We start from the raw sequence: 20,373 nt of genomic DNA, 5'->3' as shown, positions 1-20,373 counted from the left end.
TGCTCCTCAGGGGCGGTTTCGTGGTTAGTGTACGAGAAAGCCGGATGGCGTTCCCGGATTGGATCCATGGCGATGGGGCCGCCCGCGGCACCCACGCCGCGAATGCTACGGCATGTACATCCCGCCGTTGACGTGCAGGGTTTCGCCGGTGATGTAGGTCGCGCCGGGTCCGGCCAGGAAGGCCACCGCGCGGGCGATGTCGGCTGGCTCGCCGAGCCGGCCCAGCGCGATCTGCCCGAGCATGGCCTGCTTGGCTGCGTCCGGCAGGTCCGCGGTCATGTCGGTGGCGATGAAGCCGGGCGCAACGACATTGACCGTGACCCCGCGCGAACCGATCTCCTTCGCCAGCGACTTGCTGAAACCGATGATGCCGGCCTTTGCCGCGGCGTAGTTCGCCTGCCCGGCATTACCGGTGACCCCGATCACCGAGGCGATGTTGATGATGCGGCCCTTGCGCGCCTTCATCATCCCGCGCAGCACTGCCTTCGAGGCGCGATAGACGCTGGTCAGGTTGGTATCGAGGATGGCCTGCCAGTCCTCGTCCTTCATCCGCATCAGCAGGTTGTCGCGGGTGATGCCGGCATTGTTGACCAGGATCGAGACGCCGCCGAATTCGGTCGACACCGCATCGATCAGGGCCTCGATGCTGCCGGCCTCGTTGACGTTCAAGCGACGACCATGGCCACCGGCTGCAGCCAGGCGCTCGCCGATCGCCTGTGCACCCGCATCCGACGTGGCGGTGCCGATCACGGTTGCGCCCAGCGCGGCAAGTTCGTCGGCGATGGCGGCACCGATCCCGCGCGACGCGCCCGTGACCAGTGCGACTTCGCCCTTCAATACCAACTCACTCATGCGTTCCATTCCTCGATAGCGCCGGTGAAGTCGGCCGGTGTGCCCAGCGCGCGCGCGTCGAGCGATTTGTCGATGCGCTTGGCAAGGCCCGCCAGCACCTTGCCCGGACCGCATTCGCCGATGCGCCCCACACCGCGCGCGGCCAATGCCTGCACGCAACCGGTCCATTGCACGGGCAGGTAAAGCTGGCGCACCAGCGCCTCGCGAATCGCATCGATGCTGTCGTGCACGGTCGCGTCGACGTTCTGCACCACCGGCAATGACGGCAGTTGCCACTGCAGGCCAGCCATGGTCTCGGCGAGCCGGTTGGCGGCGTCGCGCATCAGTGGCGTGTGCGAGGGCACGCTGACCGAGAGCTTCACCATCTTGCGCACGCCGCGTTCGGCCAGCATCGCCAACCCAGCATCGACCGCGGCCGCGTGGCCGCCGATCACGACCTGCCCCGGCGAGTTGAAATTGGCCGGCACCACGACCTCGACGCCGGACACGGCTTCGCAGACTTCGAGCACCAGCGCGTCCTCGGCACCCAGCACTGCCGCCATCGCGCCGGTGCCGGCAGGTGCTGCGTCCTGCATCAGCTGGCCACGAATGCGCACCAGGTGCGCACCATCGTGCAGCGACAGCGCACCGGCCGCGACCAGTGCGCTGTATTCGCCCAGGCTATGGCCTGCCAACACGGTCGGCATCGGCCCTCCGCTGGCCTGCCACGCACGCCACACCGCCACGCCTGCAGCGAGCAGCGCCGGCTGGGTGTATTCGGTGCGGTTGAGCAGCTCTTCCGGTCCGGCCTGCGACAGCGCCCACAGATCCACGCCAGCACCCTGCGAGGCTTCCTCGAAAGTCGCCTTCACGCAGGCATGCAATTCCGAGAGTTCGGCCAGCATGCCGACCGATTGCGAGCCTTGGCCGGGGAAGACCAGGGCGAGTTGTGCGGGGGCTTCGCTCACGCGTCATCGGGCGCTGGAACGCCCGCAAAATCAAGGGACGCGCATGATACGAGCAATTGCTCTAGCCCGTCTGTACCGGGGCGTATGCCCGATCAGTAGCGCAACAGCGCCGAGCCCCAGGTGAAGCCGCCACCGAAGGCTTCGAGCAGCACCAGCTGGCCGCGCTGGATCTTGCCGGCGCGCACCGCTTCGTCGAGTGCCAGCGGCACCGATCCGGACGAGGTGTTGCCGTGGCGGTCGACGGTGACGATCACCCGCTCCATCGGCATGTCCAGGCGCTTGGCGGTGGCTTCGATGATGCGCAGGTTGGCCTGGTGCGGGACCAGCCAGTCGATGTCGTGGCGATCCATGCCGTTCGCTTCCAGCGCTTCCTCGACCACCGAGTCCAGCGCCTTCACCGCATGCTTGAAGACTTCGTTGCCGGTCATCAGCACGCGCACGCCGGCGTTCTTTTCCTCGGGTTTGAACCCCACCGAGACGCCGACCGGGTTCCACAGGAGCTCTTTCTTGCCGCCATCCGCGTGCATGTGGGTGCTGAGGATGCCGGTGTCGGTGTCGGCCTTCAGCACCACCGCACCTGCACCATCGCCGAACAATACGCAGGTGCCGCGATCGCTCCAGTCGAGCATTCGGGTCAGGGTTTCCGAACCCACCACCAGCGCCGTCTTCGCTGCGCCGGAGCGGATGAACTTGTCGGCGATGGTCAGCGCGTAGATGAAGCCGGAACAGGCGGCGTTGACGTCGAACGCCGGGCAACCGTTCGCGCCCAGCTTGTGCTGCATGAGGCAGGCCGACGACGGGAAGATCAGGTCCGGCGTGGTGGTGCCCATGATGATCAGGTCGATGTCGGCGGCGGTCACGCCCGCGGCTTCCATCGCACGCAACGCGGCGTGGTAGCCGAGATCGGAGGTAGTTTCGCCGTCGGCGGCCACGTGGCGCTCGCGGATACCAGTGCGGGCCACGATCCATTCGTCGGTGGTGTCGACGAACTCGGTCAGGTCGGCGTTCGTCAGCACCTTCTCGGGCAGATAGCTGCCGGTGCCGGCGATGCGGCTGTAGATCTGCGGATTAGCGCTGCGCTGACCCAAGACAGGCTCACTCATCGATGGACTCCTGGCGGAACGGCCATCGTATGCGATGCCGGCATGGACGCGACACAAACGCAGACGGCCGCGCTGATGGGCGCGGCCGGGCGTTCAACTCGACAAACGACCTTGCGGCCGCGGATCACTCTTCGTCGGCAACCTTGGTCTTCGGCGCGATGACCTGCTTGCCGCGGTAGTAACCGTCGGCGGTCACGTGGTGGCGCAGGTGGGTCTCGCCGCTGGTCGGGTCGGTGGCCAGCTGCTTGGCGGACAGCGCGTCATGCGCACGGCGCATGCCACGACGGGACGGGGAAACGCGGGACTTCTGGACGGCCATGCTGCAACTCCAAATCTGAAATGGATCACTACGAACGGGGCGCGGCGATGCCGCACTCAATCAATCATCTTTCTTCCACCCGGACAACGCCGCAAACGGGTTGGCCTGGGCAGTTTCCTCGACGGTGGGCGCGAAGTCGCGCTCGACCGTTTCGGCATCGGGCGACACCGGCACCACCGGCAACGCCAGAATCAATTCATCCTCCACCAGCACGGCGGGGTGCAACATCCCGTCGGCTTCCACCAGCAACGCCTCGTACTCCTCCGGCAGGGCCGCTTCATCGGCCTCGTCGCGGATCAGCCCCAGGCGCTGCACCAGCTGCACCGGCATCACGAATCGACGCAGGCTGCTCTGGCATTCCAGCGGCAGTTCCGCCTCGATTCGCAGCTCGGCATACGGCACCTGCAGGGCGTCGGTGCCGAACGCCAGCGTGTAGCGGGCGTCGCCATCGGGTTCGAGCAAGGCGTCGCGCAGCCGGGTCATCGCCGCAAGCGGAATCCGGCCCTCGAATTCCCGCCGCGCCGCGACCATCCGCCAGGCATCCACGTGTTCGGGCACCCAGCTGTTCGGCAAGTCGGACATAAGCCGGAAAATGTTACGTGGCGCAAACACTGCTGTCAAATCAAGGCGATGCGCCGGGAAGCGCTTTGCAGGCCGGTTTGCCGCGGGCTTTTCGCTCCCTCAGACTTGCCGGATGCACACGACTCTCCTGCTGTTGTTGGTGATTGCCGCCGGGATCGCCATGGCCATCGCCTGGCGCATCCGCCAGCGCAGCCATGCCCGCCGCCAGGCGATCCGCGCGGTGCTCGACGCCGCCGATGCGCTCGAAGCCCGCCTGCGCACCGCCCGCGAGGAGATCGAGGCGGTCGCCGGCGATCACGAAAACCCGGTTCGCGGCGCGATGCAGGATCTGCTGCGCCAGCGACTTTGGCTGCAGGATCATGCGATCACCGCGGAACTGGCCCAGTTGGACAGCGTGCGCGTGTCGCTGGATAGCGCGCGCGCCAGTCTGGAACAGCAATTGCAGCGGATCTCGTTGGCCCGCACCAGCGGGGCGTGAGCATGCCGCGCCTGGTGCTGGCTTCGACCTCGCGGTATCGCCGCGAACTGCTCGACAGGTTGCGGCTGCCGTTCGAGGTGGCACGCCCCGACGTCGATGAAACCCCGGCCCACGGCGAAACCCCGCATGCGCTGGCGAACCGGTTGGCGGAAGCAAAAGCGCAGGACGTGGCGCGACGACTGGGCGAGGACGCCTGGGCACTGGGCTCCGACCAGGTCGCCGACCTCGATGGCCTGCCGCTGGGCAAACCCGGTGGGCGCGAAGCCGCCATCGCGCAGCTGCGGGCGATGTCGGGACGCATCGTGCGTTTCAACACCGCGTTGTGCCTGGCGAACGCCGATGGCCGGAGCTTCACCGACATCGACCTGACCGAGGTGCAGTTCCGCGTACTGGATGATGGCGGGATCGAGCGCTATGTCGATGCCGAGCAGCCCTACGACTGCGCCGGCAGTTTCAAGTCGGAAGGCCTTGGCATCACCCTGTTCGATGCGATCGACAATCGCGACCCGAGCGCACTGATCGGCTTGCCGCTGATCGCGACCTGCCGATTGCTTCGACAGGCCGGCTTCGTCCTGCCCTAGCGGACCACCACGAGCTGCGCCGGCCAGTCTTCGCTGCTGCCATCAAGACCGTGCAAGCGAAGACCCAACCAGTGCCGCCCGGACGAGAGGTCGACAACCCGCGAACGGAAATACACGCGGGGATGATTCGGATCGGTGCTGCCCCTCCAGAAATCGGCCACGCCCGCATTCGCCTCGCCGTAGCGCGCCCGCGCAACGACGCGACCATCGACCAGCACATCGACGCCACGCAGGCCGACGCCGTCCTTGAACGCCCAGCCGGCGACCTCGAACGAATCGCCGACACTCGCCGACGACGCGGGTGCGTCGAGGAACGCCATCGCCGGCGTGGTGCACGGACCGTCGCGCCGGGTCGCACCCAGCTCGAACAGCAGGAAGCGCTGGCGGCCGTGGTCGATATTGAGCACGCGTGGTGGCGGCAGCGGCCCGACCTGCTCGCACAGCCGGTGGTAGTGCGCCAGCAGGTCGCGGAAATCGACATCGTTGCTGCTGGCGACAAGCAGCAGCGGCACTTTGCCGAGCGATTCGCGGGTGTCGTGCGCCAAGCCCCACAAGGCAAGTTGCGGCGCACGGCCGTGCTTGTGGTTGAGCGGATGGTCGAGCACGGCGATGTCGGCATCGCCGCGGGCGAAGCCGAGTTCGGCGGCGATCTTGAAGTTGCCGGCCAGCAACTGCGTGCCGGGCGGCATCGTCGCGAGGGTGTCATCGACCTTCCGTGCCAGCACGTCCCAGCCGGCGAAATTGGTGGGATGGAAATTGCGCGATGCCGTCTGCTCGCGCAGCGCCGGCACCGATGCCACTACGTAGAACGCCAGCACCGTGGCCAGCCCGAATGCCGCGAAGGACCATGCGGCGATGCGCCAGCCGCGATGCCAGCGTGCAAGCACGGCAGGCACCAGCGGCAGCAACGCGATGTAGCCCGGCAACGGCCAGTGGAAGCTGGCGCGTTCGCGGTCTGCGAAGAAGCCCAGCGCGAGGAAGCCGAGCACGATCATCGCGCCCGACAGCGCCAGGTCGCGCACGCCGGCATGCGCATCGCGCAGGCCGCGCCAGGCCGCGACGGTCATCGCCGCCAGCAGCAACGGCGTGGCCAGCAGCAGCTGCATCCGCCCCAGCCGGAAGCCTTCGCCGCTGAACTGCCAGGGATGCCGGTCCACCAACTGGAAGCGCAGGCCGGCATCGGCGTTCTGCAGGTTCCACAGCAGCAGTGGCAACCACGCCAACGCACCGATCGCGACTGCCGCCCACGTCCACGGGCTGCGCAAGGCCGCGCGCCCTTCGCGCAATGCGAGCAAGGCAAACAGGCCCACCGCGATCACCGCGACGAAGCGGTAATGGGTCAGCCCGCCGATTACCAATCCCAACGCCAGTTCGCCGGCAACAAACGCATCGACGCGGCGCAGCAGGCGCAGTCCGGCATCCAGGCACAGCACGCTGGCCAGCAGCAGCGGTGCATCGGGCAAGGCCAACAATCCCAGCGTGCCTGCCAGCGGCAGCAGCAGGGTCAGCGACCCCGCGAGCCAGCCGCTGCGCACATCCAGTTCGCGGATCGTCATGTGCGCCACCAGCCACGGCACCGCCGCGCCGATCAGCAGGAACGGCAGGCGCAGGGCCAGCACATTGCCGGGTGCGATGGCATCGCCAATCGATGCGAGCCACGCGCTCAGGCCCGGCAGATCCGAATACGCCCACGCCAGGTGCCGGCTTTCCTGCCAGTAGAAGGCTTCGTCCACGAACAGCGGCAGGCGCGCGGCCACCACCCACTTGATCGCGAATACCACCAGCCACAGCGCGATGAATCCGCGCCTTGCGGCCGTCGCGTCGTTCGCCTCCCGCATCCACTCGACCTCGCTACACTCGCGGCAACCTACCGAGGTCTTCCATGTCCGCATCCCCGGCGCCCGACGCGATCCTACCCGAAGCCCTGCGCGCGGCACTGCGCGACGCACAGGCGCAGGTCAACACCCTGGTGCTGGGCAAACCGCAGCAGGTGCGGCATGCCTTCGTCGCCCTGCTGGCCGATGGCCATCTGCTGATCGAGGATCTGCCCGGCCTGGGCAAGACCACCCTGGCGCATGCGATGGCGGCGACCCTCGGGCTCGGCTTCGCCCGCGTGCAGTTCACCTCCGACCTCTTGCCGGCCGACATCCTCGGCGTGTCGGTGTACGAGGCGCAGGCGCGCCGCTTCGAATTCCATCCCGGCCCGGTGTTCAACCACGTGCTGCTGGCCGACGAGATCAACCGCGCACCGCCGCGCACGCAGAGTGCGCTGCTCGAGGCAATGGCCGAGCACCAGGTCAGCATCGACGGGCGCACCCATGCCCTGCCCGACCCGTTCCTGGTGATCGCCACCCAGAACCCGGTGGACCTGGCCGGCACCTATCCGCTGCCGGATTCGCAACTCGATCGCTTCCTGCTGCGGCTTGCGCTGGGCTATCCGGACGAGACGACCGAGCGCGCGTTGCTGGCAGGCAGCGATCGCCGCGAATTGATCGCGCAGGCGCAGCCGCTGCTGGATGCCGAACGCATCCTCGCCTTGCGCAAAGCGGTGCAGGCCGTGCACGCCAGCGATCCGCTGGTGGCTTACGTGCAGGCACTGGTCGGGCGCAGCCGGCGACATCCGGGCGTGCGCGTGGGCCTGTCGCCGCGCGCCGGCCTGGCACTGCTGCGTGCAGCGCGCGCGCATGCGTTGCTGCTCGGCCGCGGGCATGCCGTTCCGGAGGATGTGCAAGCGCTGTTCGCTGCGGTCGCCGAGCATCGACTGGTCGGCGAGGCCGATGCCTCGGCCTCCACGCTGGCGCGCGAGATCCTGCACGCGGTAGCGATCGACTGAGATGCGCGAGGCGTTGCGCCGCCGCCTGCAGTCGTGGACGCGGCCCCGCCAGCCGGAGCCGCTGCCGGTGCTGCTGCGGCGCAACCGCATCTATGTGCTGCCGACCGCGACCGGCCTGTTCTTCGGCCTGTTGCTGGGGACGATGGGCCTGGGCGCGCTGAACTTCAACAACAACCCTGCCCTGCTGCTGGCCCTGCTGCTGGCCGGTGCCGCGCAGGCCAGCCTGATCGCCGCGCATATGCAACTCTCCGGCGTGCGCCTGCTGGCAGTGTCGGCCGACCCGGTCGCCGCCGGCCAGGACCTGCGCCTGAAGATCGCGCTGGACACCGTCGATGCACGCGTGCGTCGCGGCCTGCGCGTGGCCGCAGCGGATGCTGCTGTCCACGCCACCCTGGATAGCCACGGCACCACCGTGGAGCTGCTGCTGCCGACCCAGCGCCGCGGCTGGCTCGCCCTGCCGCGGCTCGAACTGGCCACCGTGCAACCACTCGGCCTGGCCCGCGCCTGGTCCTATGTGTGGCCGAACCAGTCGGTGTTGGTCTATCCCGCGGCGGAAGCGCAAGCACCACCTCTACCGGCCCCGGCCGGCGGCAAGGGCAAGCCACGCCCGGCGCGCGCCGGCGACGACGTCCACCATCTGCGCAATTACCGCGCGGGTGACACACCGCGTTCGGTGGCATGGAAGGCCTCTGCGCGCCGCGACACCCTGTTGGTCCGGGAATATGAGCAACAGCTGAGCGGCGAGTTGGTGCTCGATTGGCAAGCCACCCACGGCCTGCCGCACGAACAACGCATCCGCCGGCTCGCCCGATGGGTGGACGATGCCGAGCGCGAAGGACGTCGCTACGGCCTGCTGCTGCCGGGCCAGCCTGCCATCGCGATGGGCCTGGGCGCGCTGCAACGGCATCGCTGCCTGCGCGCGCTCGCCTTGCTGCCCGGCGAGACCGCGCATGGCTGAGCGCACACCATCGCCACCGATGCAGCGTGCGGCGCGGCGGCATGTGCTGCTGGCCACCGCGAGTTGCCTGTTGCCGCTGTTGCTGCAACTCCCACCGGAACTCGGATGGGGCTTCGGCATTGCTGCCGTGCTGGTCGCCGCGGCTTCGTGGCGACGGCCGCTGCATGCGGTTTTCCGGATCCTGCTGGGGATCGGCGTGTTGCTGGCGGTGGTCGCGGTGGCACCCGGTATCGGCCGCGACACCGCCTGCGCGCTGCTGGCGGGCATGCTTGCGCTGAAGCCCTCGGAAACCATGACCCTGCGCGACGGTCGCAGCCTGGTCGGGTTCGCCCTGTTCGCGCCCTTCGCCACCTTCCTGCTCGACCAAGGGCCGCTCAGCCTGGTGCTGGCGCTGGCCGCGGTGTTGCTGGCCTTGCTCGCCCTGCAATGCCTCGCTCGCGACGAAGCCCAGGTGCATGAGGCGGATGGCCCGCGCTGGTGGTCGGGCTCGACCGGCGTGCTGCGTTTGCTTGCCCTGGGCCTGCCGCTGGCGCTGGCGGCGTTCTGGCTGTTCCCGCGCCTGCCCTCGCCGCTGTGGGGCTTGCCGGAGCGCGCGCTGGCCAAGCCCGGCCTGTCCGACAACATGACCCCCGGCGGCTTCCTGGACCTGATGAACGACGACAGCCCGGCGGCGCGGGTGCAGTTCCTCGGCGCGGAACCGCGGCCGCAGGACATGTACTGGCGCGGACCGGTGCTGTGGGAATTCGATGGCCGCAGTTGGACCCAGGCGCACTGGTTGCAGCCGGCACCAGCAGCACCGATGCGCCCGGCCGGCCCGGGCTGGGACTACCAGCTCGACCTGGAACCCACCGAAACCCGGCAGATGATTGTGCTCGACCTGCCGACCGCGGTACCGGCGAATGCCCATGTCAGCATCGACTTCAGCACGTGGAGCGACGTGCCGCTCAACAACGTGTCGCGTTGGCGGATGCGCTCGGCTCCTCCCGCCGCCGCTGAGCCAGACTTGCATCCGATGCTGCGCGATCGCGCGCTACGCCTGCCACGCGACTTCAATCCGCGCACCCTGGCGCTGGGCCGGCAGTGGCGGCGCGAGGCCGGCGGGGACGCTACCGGCGTGGCCGACGCGCGCATCGCCGAACGCGCGCTGGCCTGGATTACCCGCGAATTTGCCTACACCCTCGATGTCCCCCTGGCCGGGCGCAACGAAGTCGACGATTTCCTGTTCGATCGCAAGCAAGGCTATTGCGAGCATTTCAGTTCCGCCTTCGTGGTGCTGATGCGCGCGGCCGGCGTACCCGCACGCGTGGTCACCGGCTTCGCTGGCGGTTATCGCAACCCGGTCGGCGGTTACTGGCTTGTGCTGAATTCCGATGCGCATGCCTGGGCCGAAATCTGGCTACCGCGGCGTGGCTGGGTGCGGGTCGATCCGACCGCCGCGGTCGCGCCCGAGCGCGTGTACGACACCCTGGCCGATCGCCAGCCGGGCCGGATCGGTGCATTCGACGGACTGGTGCCGATGTTCAATGCCGGCGACTGGCTGCGCCGCGGCTGGAACGACTTCGTCCTCGGCTTCAACGCGCAGCGCCAGCAAGACCTGCTGAAGCCGTTCGGGCTGGGCAAGCTGCAGGGCCAGCACTTGATCCTGCTGTTCGCATTGCTGGCCGGGCTGGCACTGGCCTGGATGGCGTGGCTGATCGCCCGCGGCGAGCGCGAACGCGACCCGCTGCTGCGCGCCTGGCACCGGCTGGACGCGCATTACCGACGGCTCGGTCGCGGCCGCGCGCAGCACGAGCCTGCGCAAGCCTGGGCAGATCGCGTCGCCGCCGACCAGCCACGTGCCGGCGAGCATCTCGGCTCGCTGAGTCGCAGGTTCTCCGATGCGCGCTATGCGGCCAGCACCGAGGCACGCGAACGGCTGCTCCGGGACCTTGATCGCCACCGGCCGTGACGCGGCCTTGATCGACGCCTGCTAACGTTTCCGCCGCACGCTGTTGTCCACCGCATCGCCCTCTGGAGCCGCCATGACCCGCCGCCTGATTGCCATCGGCATCGCCACTGTCCTGCTGGCCGCCTGCGCCACCCAGCCCAAGCCGTTGCAGGGCCAGTTCGATGCGCTCACTCCACACCAGGCCGTCGTCGGCGACCACACCGGTGCCAGCGTGCGTTGGGGCGGCCGGATCATCCGTACCGAGCCGCGCCCGGACCGCACCTGCTTCGAGGTGATTTCGACCCAGCTCAACGTGGATGGCCGCCCGGTCTGGGCCAGCGACGACACCTGGGGCCGCTTCATCGTCTGCCGCACCGGCTTCTACGACCCGGCGCTGTTCGAACCCAACCGCGAAGTCACCTTCACCGGGCGCATCGAAGGCTACGAAAAGCGCAAGGTCGAAGGCTACATCTACAACTTCCCGCGCGTCGCCGCGGACGTGGTCTATCTGTGGCCCAAGCGCGAACGCGTCGACGTGGTCACCCGCCCCTCGCCATGGCCGTGGGCCTGGAGCTGGTGAGCGACCGCAACACTGGCGCGATCCGCGACCTCGACCGGTTGCTGGCGGGCATGCGCCCGTCGCTGCAAGAGGGTCGTTACGCATTCACCACCCTGCCGCCGGATCAGACGATGGACCCGACCAAGGTGATCGCCTCGATTCGCGAAGCCGAAGGCCTGTCCATGGTGCTGGCCGAAACCGATGCGCTGGCCCTGGGCCTGCCGATCGCGTTCGTTGCCGCGTGGATCACCCTGGAGGTCCATTCGGATCTGGCGGCGATCGGGCTGACCGCAGCGTTTTCACAGGCGTTGGCACAGGCCGGGATCGGCTGCAATGTGGTGGCTGGTGCCATGCACGACCATTTGTTCGTTCCCGTCGAGCAGGCCCCCGAAGCGATGGCTGCACTGCAGGCGCTGCAGGAACACGCGGCCCGCTGATCATCCTCACACGGGCGTGCCGAAGCGTCCCAGCGGCGCGCCTGCGAGCAGGTGCAAGTGGATCTGGAACACGGTCTGCCCACCGTCGCCATTGCAGTTCATGACGATGCGGTAGCCGTCCTCGGCGAAGCCCTCCGCCTGCGCATAACGCGCCGCCGCCGTGGCCAGCCGACCGACAACGATCGCCTGCTCGTCCGGCACGTCATTGAGCGTGGCGAAGTCGGTTTTCGGCACGAACAACACATGCACCGGTGCCTGCGGAGCGATGTCGCGGAAGGCGAACAGGTGTTCGTCTTCAAAGACGATATCGGCGGGGATCTCGCCGCGGCGGATCTTGTGGAAGATGGTCTCGCTCATGCGTGTTTCCTCGTCCTTCATTCCGAGCGTAGCGAAGAATCCGCTTCTCCGCCCCATGCCAAACAGATCCTTCGCTTCGCGAAGGACGACAACTCAGGGAATCTCGCTGCGACTGCCGAATGCGTGCGAGAGCGTGCCGCGATCCACGTATTCCAGCTCGCCGCCCAGCGGCACGCCGTGGGCGAGCCGGCTCGGGTGCACGCTGCGCGCGCGCGCCAGCTGTGCCAGGTAGTGCGCGGTGGCCTCGCCTTCGACCGTCGGGTTGGTGGCGACGATCAGTTCCTGCACCTCGCCCTCCTCCAGCCGCTGCGCGAGCCGGTCCAGCCCCAGCTCGCGCGGGCCGATCCCGTCGAGCGGGCTCAGCCGTCCCTGCAGCACGTAGTACAGCCCGCGGAAGCCGGTCGCCTGCTCGATCGCAAGCCGGTCCGCCGGGCTTTCCACCACGCAGAGCAAGTGCGCATCGCGCGCGCTGCTGGCGCAGGTCGGGCAGACATCGGTCTCGCTGAAGTCGCGGCAACGCTCGCAGTGGCCGATGCGCTCCATCGCTTCCGCCAGCGCCCCGGACAGGCGCTTGCCGCCCTCGCGCTGGCGCTCCAGCAGGTGGTAGGCCATGCGCTGCGCCGACTTCTGGCCGACGCCGGGCAGCACGCGCAAGGCATCGATGAGTTGTTCGAGGAGAGAGGTGGTCATCGTCTTTGATCATCGTTCCGCTGAAAACCGGAACCCAGCTCCTGCCGTCGGATACTTCAGGCGAATCAGATCAAGTGCTGGATCCCGGCGTTCGCCGGGATGACGGCAACAACATCAAAACGGCAGCTTCATGCCCGGCGGGATCGGCATGCCGGCGGTGGCCTGCGCCATCTTCGCCTGCGACACCTCGTTGATCCGGTTGACCGCGTCGTTGAACGCCGCCGCGACCAGGTCTTCGGCCATCTCCGGATCGGAGAACAACGACGGGTCGATGCGCACCTTGCGGCAGTCCATGCGCCCGCCCAGGGTCACGCTGACCATGCCGCCGCCGGCGTTGCCGGTGGCCTCGAGCGCGCCGATCTCCTCCTGCGCACGCTGCATGTTTTCCTGCATCTTCTGTGCCTGCTGCATCAGCTGGGCGATGTCTCCACGCATGTCGTCGGTCCTGTCGTTGCGTTTTCGGAAAGTCGTTGAACCTGGATGGGTGATCGCGGCGATCAGGCGTCGCCGAGCGGCCGGATCGACTCCGGCAGCACCTGCGCGCCATGCACCTGCACCAAGCGCTGGATCGCGGGGTCGGCGGCGAAGCCCTGCTCCGCGCCGGCCTGGCGCATGTCGCGTTCACGGCTGTTTCGCACGCTGGCGGTCTCGCCGCGCGCGGGGCCGGAGTCGAAGCGCAGTTGCACGTTGCCGCCCAGCAGGCGCGACACCGCATCGCCCAGTTGCAGCACCAGACTCGGCGATTTGAGGTGTTCGTGTTCGGTGGCCAGCGACAACCGCAGCACGCCATCCGCATGGGCCAGGAAGGCCGCGTGTTCGGCCAGCATCTTCGCCGGCCCGCGCAGGCTGCTGCGCGCGACCAGATCCAGCCAGTGTTCGCTGTCGGTGACCAGCAAGGTATTGGCGGCAAGCGGTGCCGCTGGCTCTGCGATGCGCGACGGCGGTGGTGGCGACGGTTCCGCCACACGCACGGGTGGCGCCGGTTCGCGCACGGGTTCAAGTGCGGGTAACGACTTGGCAACGGCGGGCATGCTCTCGGCCATCACCGCGCGCGCGCGTTCCGCAGCGGCGCTGCGATCCTGCGGGGACGATGAAGACGCCGCAGCGACAACCGGTGTCGATGTCGATGCCTGGACGCGAGCGGTCTCCGGCCGGAACGCGAGCATGCGCAACAGGCTCATCTCGAAACCACTACGCGGGCTGGGTGCGTAGCCGAGGTCGCGACGCCCGTTCAACGCCATCTGGTACCACAGCTGCACCAGCTCCGGCCGCAGCTGCGCAGCCAGTGCATCGACATCGATGGCATCGCTGGCGACTTCGACCGTCGGCACCAGTTGCTTGACCTGGATCCGATGCAGCGCCTCGGACACCGCATCCAGCACGCTGGCCCAATCCGGCGAGAACTCCGCAAGCTGCGCGGCCTCGTCGAGCAAGCGCGTGCCATCGCCATCGGCCAGCGCGGCCAGCAAAGCCTGCACTCGGTTGCGATCGACCGTGCCAAGCATCGTCGCCACCGCCGCGCCATCCAGCTTGCCACCCGTGTAAGCGATCGCCTGGTCGAGCAGCGACAACGCATCGCGCAGGCTGCCGTCGGCACCGTGGGCCAGCTGGCGCACCGCATCGTCATCGGCCTCGATGCCTTCCGCGCCGAGGATCTTCACGATCTGCCCGCGGATCTGTGCTTCGTCCAGCCGCTTCAGGTTGAACTGCAGGCAGCGACTCAGCACCGTGACCAGCAGCTTTTCCGGATCGGTAGTGGCGAACAGGAACTTGACGTGCCCCGGCGGCTCTTCCAGCGTCTTCAGCAGCGCATTGAACGCCGGCTTCGACAGCATGTGCACTTCGTCGATGAGGTAGACCTTGTACTTTCCGCGCGACGGCATGTACTGCGCGTTCTCGATCAGCTCGCGGACGTTGTCCACACCGGTGTTCGAAGCGGCATCGATCTCCAGCAGGTCGATGTAGCGGCCGGCGTCGATCGCCAGGCAGGTCTCGCATTCGCCGCACGGATCGGCGCTGGTGCCCTGCTCGCAATTCAGCGACTTGGCGAAGATTCGCGCGATGGTGGTCTTGCCGACACCACGAGTACCGGTGAACAGGAACGCATGATGGACGCGACCGGTGTGCAATGCGTTGGTCAGCGCACGCACGACATGCTCCTGCCCGACCAGTTCGGCGAAACGCTTGGGACGCCACTTGCGGGCGAGCACGAGGTAGGACATGCCCCATTGTCGCATGCACGCGCGTTCCGCTTCGATGAATCCGCCGCGAGGAACCGCGTGCCGCGATGCGCCCGCTCTTGATCTTCAGCCCCCTTGGCAAGGGGGCGCTCGCGCAGCGAGCGGGGGATCGGAAGCACGAGCCGGGGCCCGATGATTTGCGCAGCAAATGTTGGGATTCATGGGCGGAGCCCGTGAATGGCGATGGCCCCGCCGGCTGACCTCGGCACCCGCATCAGTCGATACCGTTGCTGCCTTCCGGCCCTGGCGGAGTTTTCGACCTAGCGTCGCGAGGGGCCGACGGGGCCACCATGGAGACGTACATGCAACGATGGAACTGAAATGGCGGAGAGAGGGGGATTCGAACCCCCGAAGCGCGGTTTAGACGCTTACACACTTTCCAGGCGTGCTCCTTCAACCGCTCGGACACCTCTCCGCTGGAACCCGTCGTGCCGCGTCGCGGCGACATTCCGGGCCGCGCAGTCTAGCGGCTGCTCCGCCCCGGGACAAGGAAGGCCGTCACTGGTCGGGGTGCAGCCAGCCAGCCTGGCCGCCGGCATAGCGCTCGTGCTTCCAGATCGGCACCCGCGCCTTGACCTCGTCGATGATCCAGCGGCAGGCCTCGAAGGCCGGACCGCGATGGGCGGCACTCGCCCCCACCCAAACCGCGAGGTCGCCGATGGATAGATCGCCCACGCGGTGCACGCAGGCGGCATCGATGATCTCGAAGCGTTGCAGGGCTTCGGCCAGGATCGCCGCGCCTTCGCGCTCGGCCAATTCGGCGTAGGCCTCGTAGCGCAATCCGTTCACGGACTGGCCATCGTTATGGTCGCGCACCCAGCCCTCGAAGCTCGCGCAGGCACCGGCACGCGGATCGCGCAGGCCGGCCTGCAGCGCGATGGCGTCGATCGGTGCATCCGAGAGGCGGAAATGGGCCATCTCAGCCTCCCGAGACCGGCGGTATGAACGCCACGGTCGAGCCCGCGCGGAGCGCATCGTCCCAGCCCGCGAACGCGCCATCCACCGCGACCCGCAACTGCTTTTGCGCGAACGGCAACGCATGCCGCTTTTGCGCGTCGGCATACAGCGCGGAGAGCGTCGCGGCGTCGATCTGGACATGCTCGCTGGCGATGCCGGCCGCATCGCGCAATGCAGCGAAATACAGCACTTCGACACGCACGCTCATGCCAGCCAACCCACGTCGCGCTTGCCGCCACGCTTGCCAAGCAATTTCGCCGGGCCGATGACGATGGCGTGGCTCAGTGCCTTGCACATGTCGTAGACCGTGAGCGCGGCGACGGTGGCACCGGTCAGCGCTTCCATTTCCACGCCGGTGCGGTGCGTGGTCTTGACCGTGCAGTCGATGCGCAGCGTTCGCGCATCACACCAGTCGATCGAAAACCGGCAGCCATCGACCGGCAGCGGATGGCAGAACGGGATCAGTTCGTGCGTCTTCTTCACCGCCATGGTGCCGGCGATGATCGCGGTGTCGACGATGCCGCCCTTGGCGCTTTTCAAGCCGTTGTCGCGCAGCTGCACGGCGATCGCGGGCGGGAACTTCACCCGGCATTCGGCCTGCGCCACGCGCGCGGTCACGGACTTTGCGGAGACATCGACCATCGCCGGGCGACCGGCAGGGTCGAGGTGGGTGAGCGTTGCTTGTTTCTTCGCCATGCCGGGATTATCGCCGCCTCAGCCGCCGACCAGGTACATCTCGACATGCTTGCGCGAGGCACCGGCCTCGCTTCGGACTTCGCTGTAGCGATCCGCGCGCTTCGACCACAGTGCGACGACATGTGCCGCCAACGCGACTTCGCCTGCCGCAAGCACCTCGCGCAGCGCGTGGCCCTGCCCGGCAAACAGGCATGTATAGAGCATGCCGTCGGCAGAAACGCGGGCACGGTGACAGTCGCCGCAGAACGGTGCGCTGACCGAACTGACGAAACCGACCTCGCCACTTCCGTCTTGGTAGGCATAGCGCTCAGCCACTTCGCCGCGATAGTTCGGATCCAGCGCGCGCAGCGGCCAGACGGCGGCGATGCGATCGCGGACCTCCGCCGACGGCACCACGCGCTCGCGCGACCAGCCGTTGCAGGTGCCGACGTCCATGTACTCGATGAAACGGAGCAGGTGGCCGTGCTCGCGGGCGAATGCCGCCAGTGTTTCGATGCCAGCGTCGTTCACCCCGCGCTGGATGACGCAATTCAGCTTGATCGGGCCGAAGCCGGCAGCCGAAGCCGCCTCGATCCCGGCCAGCACCGCGCGCAACTCGCCGCGCACGCCGGATAGCGCGCGGAACGCGTCGGCATCCAGCGTGTCCAGGCTAACCGTGATCCGCTTCAGGCCGGCATCGCGCAACGCATGCGCATGCGCAGCCAGCAACGAACCATTGGTGGTCAACGCGAGGTCTTCGATGCCGTCGATCGCGGCCAACCGCGCCACCAGTTCCGGCAGGCGCTTGCGCAGCAGCGGCTCGCCGCCGGTCAGGCGCAGTTTGCGTACCCCCAGGCGAGCGAAGCCGCGCACCAGGGTTTCGATCTCGTCGAACGACAGCCGCGAGGCTGCATCCAGGCCGTGGTCGTCGGCGATGCGATCCGCCGGCATGCAATACGGGCAACGGAAATTGCAGGCGTCGATCACCGACAGCCGCAGGTCGCGCAGCGGCCGCGCCAACGCATCGCGCGGCTTGGGCATCGCGATGCCCAAGCTCAGTAGCCCCGCTGCCAGGCGGCGTCGTAGGCGGCGCGCAGGCGGGCGAAGCCGGCATCCACCTCGGCCATGCTGCATGCGCCACGACGCTTGCGCAGCGAACGCAGCAGGCGCTGCAGGTTGGCCTGTCGCCACGCGGTCGCGGGGATGCGCAGGCGCGAGCGGTCGAAGTCGATCATCCAGCCGCGACCGTCGGCATCGAACAGCACGTTGTGCGCGTTGAGGTCGGCATGGTCCAGGCCCGCGCGATGGAAGCGCGCGACCAATTGGCCGGCCTGCTCCCACGGCGCTTCGCCCTCGGCGGCCAGCGCTGCCAGCGAACGCACGCCATCCAGGCGTTGCATCAGGATCGCAGCCCGGTAGCGCATGCCCTCGCGCCGATACCACGCCGCGAACGCCATCGGCACCGGCAGTTTCTTCTCGCGCAGCACCCGCATCAGCCGGAACTCGGCGAAGCTGCGCACGCGATTGATGCCACGCCAGAGGTGACCGTCGCGGCTGAGGCTGGTCATCCAGCCGCCGCGCAGGTACTGGCGCAGCACCGCATCGCCCTCGCCGGTCTGGATGAACCAAGCGCCGCCACGACCGCCCTCCGACACCGGTTGCGCGGCCTCGCCCCAGTGCTGCGGCGAGAACCAGGCGGGGTCGGGTTGGCGCAATTGGGTGCGGTCGAACAGAATCGCCCCGTAGCCGCGTGCGTCGCGGAACGGCGTCAGGTGTTCGTTGGCGTCGAAACCGGTCATCCATCGAGTTTAACCGCACGTGCCAAACCCCGCCGCGCCGCGTTCACTCTGCCTGCTGCGGCTGTCCGCGCTCGGCGACGTCACCCATGTCCTGCCGTTGCTGCACACGCTGCGCAGCGCATGGCCGGATGTCGCGATCACCTGGGTCATCGGCAAGGGCGAACATCGGCTGCTCACCGGGCTGCCGGGCGTGCGCTTCGTCGAATACGACAAGAAGACCGGCCTGGCAGGCATGCGTGCGCTGCGCCGCGAACTCGCCCAGCGCTTCGATGTGCTCCTGCAATTGCAGGTCTCCGCCCGCGCCAACCTGTTGTCCGCATTCATCCCCGCACGCCGGCGCGTGGGCTATGACCGTTCGCGCAGCAAGGATGGCCACGGCCTGTTCATCAACGAACGGATCCCGGATCGCCCCGGCATCCACGTGCTGGACGCGATCGGCAGCTTCTGCGAGCCACTGGGGCTGGTGCGCGATGACGTCACCTGGAACCTGCCCGTTCCCGACGACGCGCATGCCTGGGCAAGCGCGCAATGGGACGACGATGGCCGGCCGGTGCTGATGGTCTCGCCCTGCTCCAGCCACGCCCTGCGGAACTGGCGCGCGGAGCGTCATGCGGCACTGGCCGATCACGCAGTCGCACAGGGTTGGCGGATCGTGCTGTGCGGCGGCCGCAGCGAATTGGAACGCGCGACCGGCGACGCGATCCTTGCTTCGATGTCCGCGCGCGACGGCGTGCTCGACCTGATCGGCAAGGACACCCTGAAGCAATTGCCCGCCCTGCTCGCCCGCGCCGACCTGCTGGTCACCCCGGATTCCGGCCCGATGCACATCGCCAACTCGATGGGCACCAAAGTGCTTGGCCTGCATGCAGCCAGCAACCCGAATCGCAGCGGGCCGTACTCCGAACGCCGCTTCTGCGTGGATCGCTACGACGATGCCGCGCGCAAGTACCGCGGCAAGCCCGCAGCCGAACTGAAGTGGGGCACGAAGATCGAGGCCGACGGCGTGATGGACCTGATCACGGTCGAGGATGCCGTCGATGCGTTTGAACGCTATCGAGCTGCGCAACCCTGATCAGGCGCCCTGGCCGGTGCCGTAATCCTGGTACGACTTCTCTTCCACGTAGCTGGAACCCAGCGCCAGGTTGATGTCCTTCTTGATCCGCGCGCGGATGTCGTTCTCGAAGTACACCGCGCGGGCCAGGCGGACGAATTCGGCATCGAAGGCCTGCGCCTTTTCCTGCACGCGGATGTCGTCCTCGATCACCCAAAGGCGCTCGTTGACCGCCTTGAGGTCGGCACGCAGAGCGGAGATGTCCTGTTGCGAGGCCGGATGCGCTGCCCAAGTCGTGTCCAGCGCGGACAGCTCGTTGCGCACGTTGGCCAGCTTGGCCGGATCGTTCATGCGCTCGGACTTGATCTGCAGTATGGCGATCTTGTCAAGCAGTTCGCCGAACGACACGGGGACGAGGATTTCGGACATCGCGACACCAGTTGCAGGCGGGATGCCAGTGTAGCGCCTTGCCTGCGGGCGTCCCGGCTCGTATGATTGCCGGCCCGCGACACCCCAGCTTTCCGGAGAGGTGGCAGAGCGGTTGAATGTACCTGATTCGAAATCAGGCGTAGGTGTGAGCCTACCGGGGGTTCGAATCCCCCCCTCTCCGCCAGATAAACGTCAAGCCCCTGAAATACGGGGCTTTTTCGTATCCGAAACCATCTGTCCCTGCTTTTGCCCCTGCCTCCCGGCTTCCGGACATACCAAGTTTCAACGACTGTCGGGTTAAAAGACTGGAGACCTGATCTTTTGCAGCCAGCCTCGCTGCATACGTGGGGTGTGGAAGCGCTCGATGTGGTCGAACACATCACTTGTTGGGTTGGTCAATGCCAGCTGGGCGACGGTGATGCATGCGTTCGCGCTTGAGCACGCCGAACAGTCCTTTGCCGGCCATGAGACGCGCCACACGATTCAAGCTGGGCCGTCTCACCTTCGTCGCTCGACCCATCGTGCATTCGCGGGACGCCCGTTACACCATCGCTGTATCTGGCAGCTCTTCTCCCGCCGGCGCGCGATGCGTTTGAAAT

General features: G+C 67.7%; 24 protein-coding genes, 2 tRNA genes and 1 other RNA gene. 9 read left to right on the top strand and 18 right to left on the bottom strand.

Annotation, left to right across the window (positions count from 1 at the left end; translation table 11 throughout):
- Nucleotides 1-105 precede the first annotated feature (105 nt).
- The 5 genes from fabG to H9L16_RS10685 form a co-directional block, all read right to left on the bottom strand.
- Nucleotides 106-852: a 3-oxoacyl-ACP reductase FabG gene (gene fabG, locus H9L16_RS10705; RefSeq protein ID WP_187551687.1), complete on the bottom strand. Its 747-nt coding sequence runs from the start codon at nt 850-852 to the stop codon at nt 106-108.
- Entirely contained in the window at nt 849-1,736 is an 888-nt protein-coding gene (fabD, locus tag H9L16_RS10700; RefSeq protein WP_187554149.1) for an ACP S-malonyltransferase, read from the bottom strand. Before fabD ends, fabG begins: the two co-directional genes overlap by 4 nt.
- A 155-nt stretch (nt 1,737-1,891) precedes the next feature.
- Entirely contained in the window at nt 1,892-2,902 is a 1,011-nt protein-coding gene (locus tag H9L16_RS10695; protein ID WP_187551686.1) for a beta-ketoacyl-ACP synthase III, read from the bottom strand.
- A gap of 124 nt (nt 2,903-3,026) precedes the next feature.
- The gene (gene rpmF / locus H9L16_RS10690) at nt 3,027-3,221 is read right to left on the bottom strand and encodes a 50S ribosomal protein L32 (RefSeq protein ID WP_187551685.1); all 195 of its coding nucleotides are present in this window, start codon (nt 3,219-3,221) and stop codon (nt 3,027-3,029) included.
- Between the two features lie 60 nt (nt 3,222-3,281).
- Nucleotides 3,282-3,803, bottom strand: coding sequence for a YceD family protein (locus H9L16_RS10685; protein ID WP_187551684.1), 522 nt, complete (start codon nt 3,801-3,803; stop codon nt 3,282-3,284).
- Nucleotides 3,804-3,915: 112 nt separating this feature from the next.
- On the opposite strand from H9L16_RS10685, the gene H9L16_RS10680 reads away from it, so the two are divergent.
- Together H9L16_RS10680 and H9L16_RS10675 are read left to right on the top strand one after the other, a co-directional pair.
- Nucleotides 3,916-4,281 carry a hypothetical protein gene (locus H9L16_RS10680; protein WP_187551683.1) on the top strand — a complete coding sequence of 122 codons (366 nt, stop codon included), beginning with the start codon at nt 3,916-3,918 and terminating at the stop codon, nt 4,279-4,281.
- A 2-nt stretch (nt 4,282-4,283) separates the two neighbouring features.
- Entirely contained in the window at nt 4,284-4,862 is a 579-nt protein-coding gene (locus H9L16_RS10675; RefSeq protein WP_187554148.1) for a Maf family protein, read from the top strand.
- Here the strand turns inward: H9L16_RS10675 and H9L16_RS10670 are convergent.
- On the bottom strand, nt 4,859-6,700 hold the full coding sequence (locus tag H9L16_RS10670) for an ArnT family glycosyltransferase (protein ID WP_187551682.1): 1,842 nt from the start codon (nt 6,698-6,700) through the stop codon (nt 4,859-4,861). The two genes, H9L16_RS10675 and H9L16_RS10670, sit on opposite strands and share 4 nt — an antisense overlap.
- A gap of 44 nt (nt 6,701-6,744) precedes the next feature.
- On the opposite strand from H9L16_RS10670, the gene H9L16_RS10665 reads away from it, so the two are divergent.
- From H9L16_RS10665 to H9L16_RS10645, 5 genes are all read left to right on the top strand, one after another.
- Nucleotides 6,745-7,695: an AAA family ATPase gene (locus tag H9L16_RS10665; protein WP_187551681.1), complete on the top strand. Its 951-nt coding sequence runs from the start codon at nt 6,745-6,747 to the stop codon at nt 7,693-7,695.
- Nucleotide 7,696: 1 nt separating this feature from the next.
- A complete protein-coding gene (locus tag H9L16_RS10660) occupies nt 7,697-8,653 on the top strand; it encodes a DUF58 domain-containing protein (RefSeq protein WP_187551680.1) in 957 nt (318 codons plus the stop codon).
- Nucleotides 8,646-10,601 (top strand): transglutaminase TgpA family protein, encoded by a 1,956-nt coding sequence (locus tag H9L16_RS10655; protein WP_187551679.1) that lies wholly within the window; start codon nt 8,646-8,648, stop codon nt 10,599-10,601. The genes H9L16_RS10660 and H9L16_RS10655 overlap by 8 nt, the downstream gene beginning before the upstream one ends.
- 73 nt (nt 10,602-10,674) lie before the next feature.
- Nucleotides 10,675-11,160, top strand: coding sequence for a Slp family lipoprotein (locus H9L16_RS10650; RefSeq protein ID WP_187551678.1), 486 nt, complete (start codon nt 10,675-10,677; stop codon nt 11,158-11,160).
- Nucleotides 11,136-11,576 (top strand): ACT domain-containing protein, encoded by a 441-nt coding sequence (locus H9L16_RS10645; RefSeq protein WP_187551677.1) that lies wholly within the window; start codon nt 11,136-11,138, stop codon nt 11,574-11,576. The genes H9L16_RS10650 and H9L16_RS10645 overlap by 25 nt, the downstream gene beginning before the upstream one ends.
- Before the next feature lie 6 nt (nt 11,577-11,582).
- Here the strand turns inward: H9L16_RS10645 and H9L16_RS10640 are convergent, their stop codons facing one another.
- The 11 genes from H9L16_RS10640 to H9L16_RS10590 all read right to left on the bottom strand — a co-directional run bounded on the left by H9L16_RS10640 (nt 11,583) and on the right by H9L16_RS10590 (nt 18,294).
- A complete protein-coding gene (locus H9L16_RS10640; protein ID WP_187551676.1) occupies nt 11,583-11,933 on the bottom strand; it encodes a histidine triad nucleotide-binding protein in 351 nt (116 codons plus the stop codon).
- Between the two features lie 93 nt (nt 11,934-12,026).
- Nucleotides 12,027-12,623, bottom strand: coding sequence for a recombination mediator RecR (recR, locus tag H9L16_RS10635; RefSeq protein WP_187551675.1), 597 nt, complete (start codon nt 12,621-12,623; stop codon nt 12,027-12,029).
- A gap of 114 nt (nt 12,624-12,737) precedes the next feature.
- A complete protein-coding gene (locus H9L16_RS10630; protein WP_187551674.1) occupies nt 12,738-13,058 on the bottom strand; it encodes a YbaB/EbfC family nucleoid-associated protein in 321 nt (106 codons plus the stop codon).
- Between the two features lie 62 nt (nt 13,059-13,120).
- Complete coding sequence (gene dnaX, locus H9L16_RS10625) at nt 13,121-14,845, bottom strand: DNA polymerase III subunit gamma/tau (RefSeq protein ID WP_187551673.1); 1,725 nt, start codon at nt 14,843-14,845, stop codon at nt 13,121-13,123.
- A 204-nt stretch (nt 14,846-15,049) separates the two neighbouring features.
- Nucleotides 15,050-15,146: signal recognition particle sRNA small type (gene ffs, locus H9L16_RS10620), an RNA gene on the bottom strand.
- A gap of 39 nt (nt 15,147-15,185) precedes the next feature.
- Nucleotides 15,186-15,278 (bottom strand) — tRNA-Ser (locus H9L16_RS10615).
- An 83-nt stretch (nt 15,279-15,361) separates the two neighbouring features.
- Nucleotides 15,362-15,781, bottom strand: a complete 420-nt coding sequence (locus H9L16_RS10610; RefSeq protein ID WP_187551672.1) for a molybdenum cofactor biosynthesis protein MoaE — start codon at nt 15,779-15,781, stop codon at nt 15,362-15,364.
- A gap of 1 nt (nt 15,782) precedes the next feature.
- On the bottom strand, nt 15,783-16,028 hold the full coding sequence (locus tag H9L16_RS10605; protein ID WP_187551671.1) for a MoaD/ThiS family protein: 246 nt from the start codon (nt 16,026-16,028) through the stop codon (nt 15,783-15,785).
- Nucleotides 16,025-16,516, bottom strand: coding sequence for a cyclic pyranopterin monophosphate synthase MoaC (gene moaC / locus H9L16_RS10600; protein WP_187551670.1), 492 nt, complete (start codon nt 16,514-16,516; stop codon nt 16,025-16,027). The genes H9L16_RS10605 and moaC overlap by 4 nt, the downstream gene beginning before the upstream one ends.
- A gap of 18 nt (nt 16,517-16,534) precedes the next feature.
- Entirely contained in the window at nt 16,535-17,536 is a 1,002-nt protein-coding gene (gene moaA, locus H9L16_RS10595) for a GTP 3',8-cyclase MoaA (protein ID WP_187551669.1), read from the bottom strand.
- Nucleotides 17,537-17,550: 14 nt separating this feature from the next.
- Nucleotides 17,551-18,294: a 3-deoxy-D-manno-octulosonic acid kinase gene (locus H9L16_RS10590; protein ID WP_187551668.1), complete on the bottom strand. Its 744-nt coding sequence runs from the start codon at nt 18,292-18,294 to the stop codon at nt 17,551-17,553.
- A gap of 19 nt (nt 18,295-18,313) precedes the next feature.
- Between H9L16_RS10590 and H9L16_RS10585 the strand changes: the two genes are divergently transcribed.
- Nucleotides 18,314-19,366, top strand: coding sequence for a glycosyltransferase family 9 protein (locus tag H9L16_RS10585; RefSeq protein WP_187551667.1), 1,053 nt, complete (start codon nt 18,314-18,316; stop codon nt 19,364-19,366).
- Here the strand turns inward: H9L16_RS10585 and H9L16_RS10580 are convergent, their stop codons facing one another.
- Nucleotides 19,367-19,774, bottom strand: a complete 408-nt coding sequence (locus H9L16_RS10580; RefSeq protein ID WP_187551666.1) for a DUF6165 family protein — start codon at nt 19,772-19,774, stop codon at nt 19,367-19,369. It lies immediately after the preceding gene.
- 94 nt (nt 19,775-19,868) lie between these two features.
- On the opposite strand from H9L16_RS10580, the gene H9L16_RS10575 reads away from it, so the two are divergent.
- Nucleotides 19,869-19,958 (top strand) — tRNA-Ser (locus H9L16_RS10575).
- Nucleotides 19,959-20,373 lie beyond the last annotated feature (415 nt).

The sequence above is a fragment of the Thermomonas carbonis genome, from assembly GCF_014396975.1.
Taxonomy (GTDB): domain Bacteria; phylum Pseudomonadota; class Gammaproteobacteria; order Xanthomonadales; family Xanthomonadaceae; genus Thermomonas; species Thermomonas carbonis.
This window is presented reverse-complemented; position numbering and strand designations above follow the sequence as displayed.

Excerpts from the sequence above, each read along its gene's own strand:
- H9L16_RS10640 (WP_187551676.1), bottom strand. The coding sequence starts at position 11,933 with ATGAGCGAGACCATCTTCCACAAGATCCGCCGCGGCGAGATCCCCGCC.
- H9L16_RS10610 (WP_187551672.1), bottom strand. The coding sequence starts at position 15,781 with ATGGCCCATTTCCGCCTCTCGGATGCACCGATCGACGCCATCGCGCTG.
- H9L16_RS10685 (WP_187551684.1), bottom strand. The coding sequence starts at position 3,803 with ATGTCCGACTTGCCGAACAGCTGGGTGCCCGAACACGTGGATGCCTGG.
- H9L16_RS10645 (WP_187551677.1), top strand. The coding sequence starts at position 11,136 with ATGGCCGTGGGCCTGGAGCTGGTGAGCGACCGCAACACTGGCGCGATC.
- H9L16_RS10675 (WP_187554148.1), top strand. The coding sequence starts at position 4,284 with ATGCCGCGCCTGGTGCTGGCTTCGACCTCGCGGTATCGCCGCGAACTG.
- moaA (WP_187551669.1), bottom strand. The coding sequence starts at position 17,536 with ATGCCCAAGCCGCGCGATGCGTTGGCGCGGCCGCTGCGCGACCTGCGG.
- H9L16_RS10590 (WP_187551668.1), bottom strand. The coding sequence starts at position 18,294 with ATGACCGGTTTCGACGCCAACGAACACCTGACGCCGTTCCGCGACGCA.
- fabD (WP_187554149.1), bottom strand. The coding sequence starts at position 1,736 with ATGCTGGCCGAACTCTCGGAATTGCATGCCTGCGTGAAGGCGACTTTC.
- H9L16_RS10650 (WP_187551678.1), top strand. The coding sequence starts at position 10,675 with ATGACCCGCCGCCTGATTGCCATCGGCATCGCCACTGTCCTGCTGGCC.
- H9L16_RS10605 (WP_187551671.1), bottom strand. The coding sequence starts at position 16,028 with ATGAGCGTGCGTGTCGAAGTGCTGTATTTCGCTGCATTGCGCGATGCG.
- H9L16_RS10660 (WP_187551680.1), top strand. The coding sequence starts at position 7,697 with ATGCGCGAGGCGTTGCGCCGCCGCCTGCAGTCGTGGACGCGGCCCCGC.
- rpmF (WP_187551685.1), bottom strand. The coding sequence starts at position 3,221 with ATGGCCGTCCAGAAGTCCCGCGTTTCCCCGTCCCGTCGTGGCATGCGC.
- dnaX (WP_187551673.1), bottom strand. The coding sequence starts at position 14,845 with ATGTCCTACCTCGTGCTCGCCCGCAAGTGGCGTCCCAAGCGTTTCGCC.
- H9L16_RS10670 (WP_187551682.1), bottom strand. The coding sequence starts at position 6,700 with ATGCGGGAGGCGAACGACGCGACGGCCGCAAGGCGCGGATTCATCGCG.
- fabG (WP_187551687.1), bottom strand. The coding sequence starts at position 852 with ATGAGTGAGTTGGTATTGAAGGGCGAAGTCGCACTGGTCACGGGCGCG.
- moaC (WP_187551670.1), bottom strand. The coding sequence starts at position 16,516 with ATGGCGAAGAAACAAGCAACGCTCACCCACCTCGACCCTGCCGGTCGC.
- recR (WP_187551675.1), bottom strand. The coding sequence starts at position 12,623 with ATGACCACCTCTCTCCTCGAACAACTCATCGATGCCTTGCGCGTGCTG.
- H9L16_RS10680 (WP_187551683.1), top strand. The coding sequence starts at position 3,916 with ATGCACACGACTCTCCTGCTGTTGTTGGTGATTGCCGCCGGGATCGCC.
- H9L16_RS10665 (WP_187551681.1), top strand. The coding sequence starts at position 6,745 with ATGTCCGCATCCCCGGCGCCCGACGCGATCCTACCCGAAGCCCTGCGC.
- H9L16_RS10630 (WP_187551674.1), bottom strand. The coding sequence starts at position 13,058 with ATGCGTGGAGACATCGCCCAGCTGATGCAGCAGGCACAGAAGATGCAG.
- H9L16_RS10695 (WP_187551686.1), bottom strand. The coding sequence starts at position 2,902 with ATGAGTGAGCCTGTCTTGGGTCAGCGCAGCGCTAATCCGCAGATCTAC.
- H9L16_RS10655 (WP_187551679.1), top strand. The coding sequence starts at position 8,646 with ATGGCTGAGCGCACACCATCGCCACCGATGCAGCGTGCGGCGCGGCGG.
- H9L16_RS10580 (WP_187551666.1), bottom strand. The coding sequence starts at position 19,774 with ATGTCCGAAATCCTCGTCCCCGTGTCGTTCGGCGAACTGCTTGACAAG.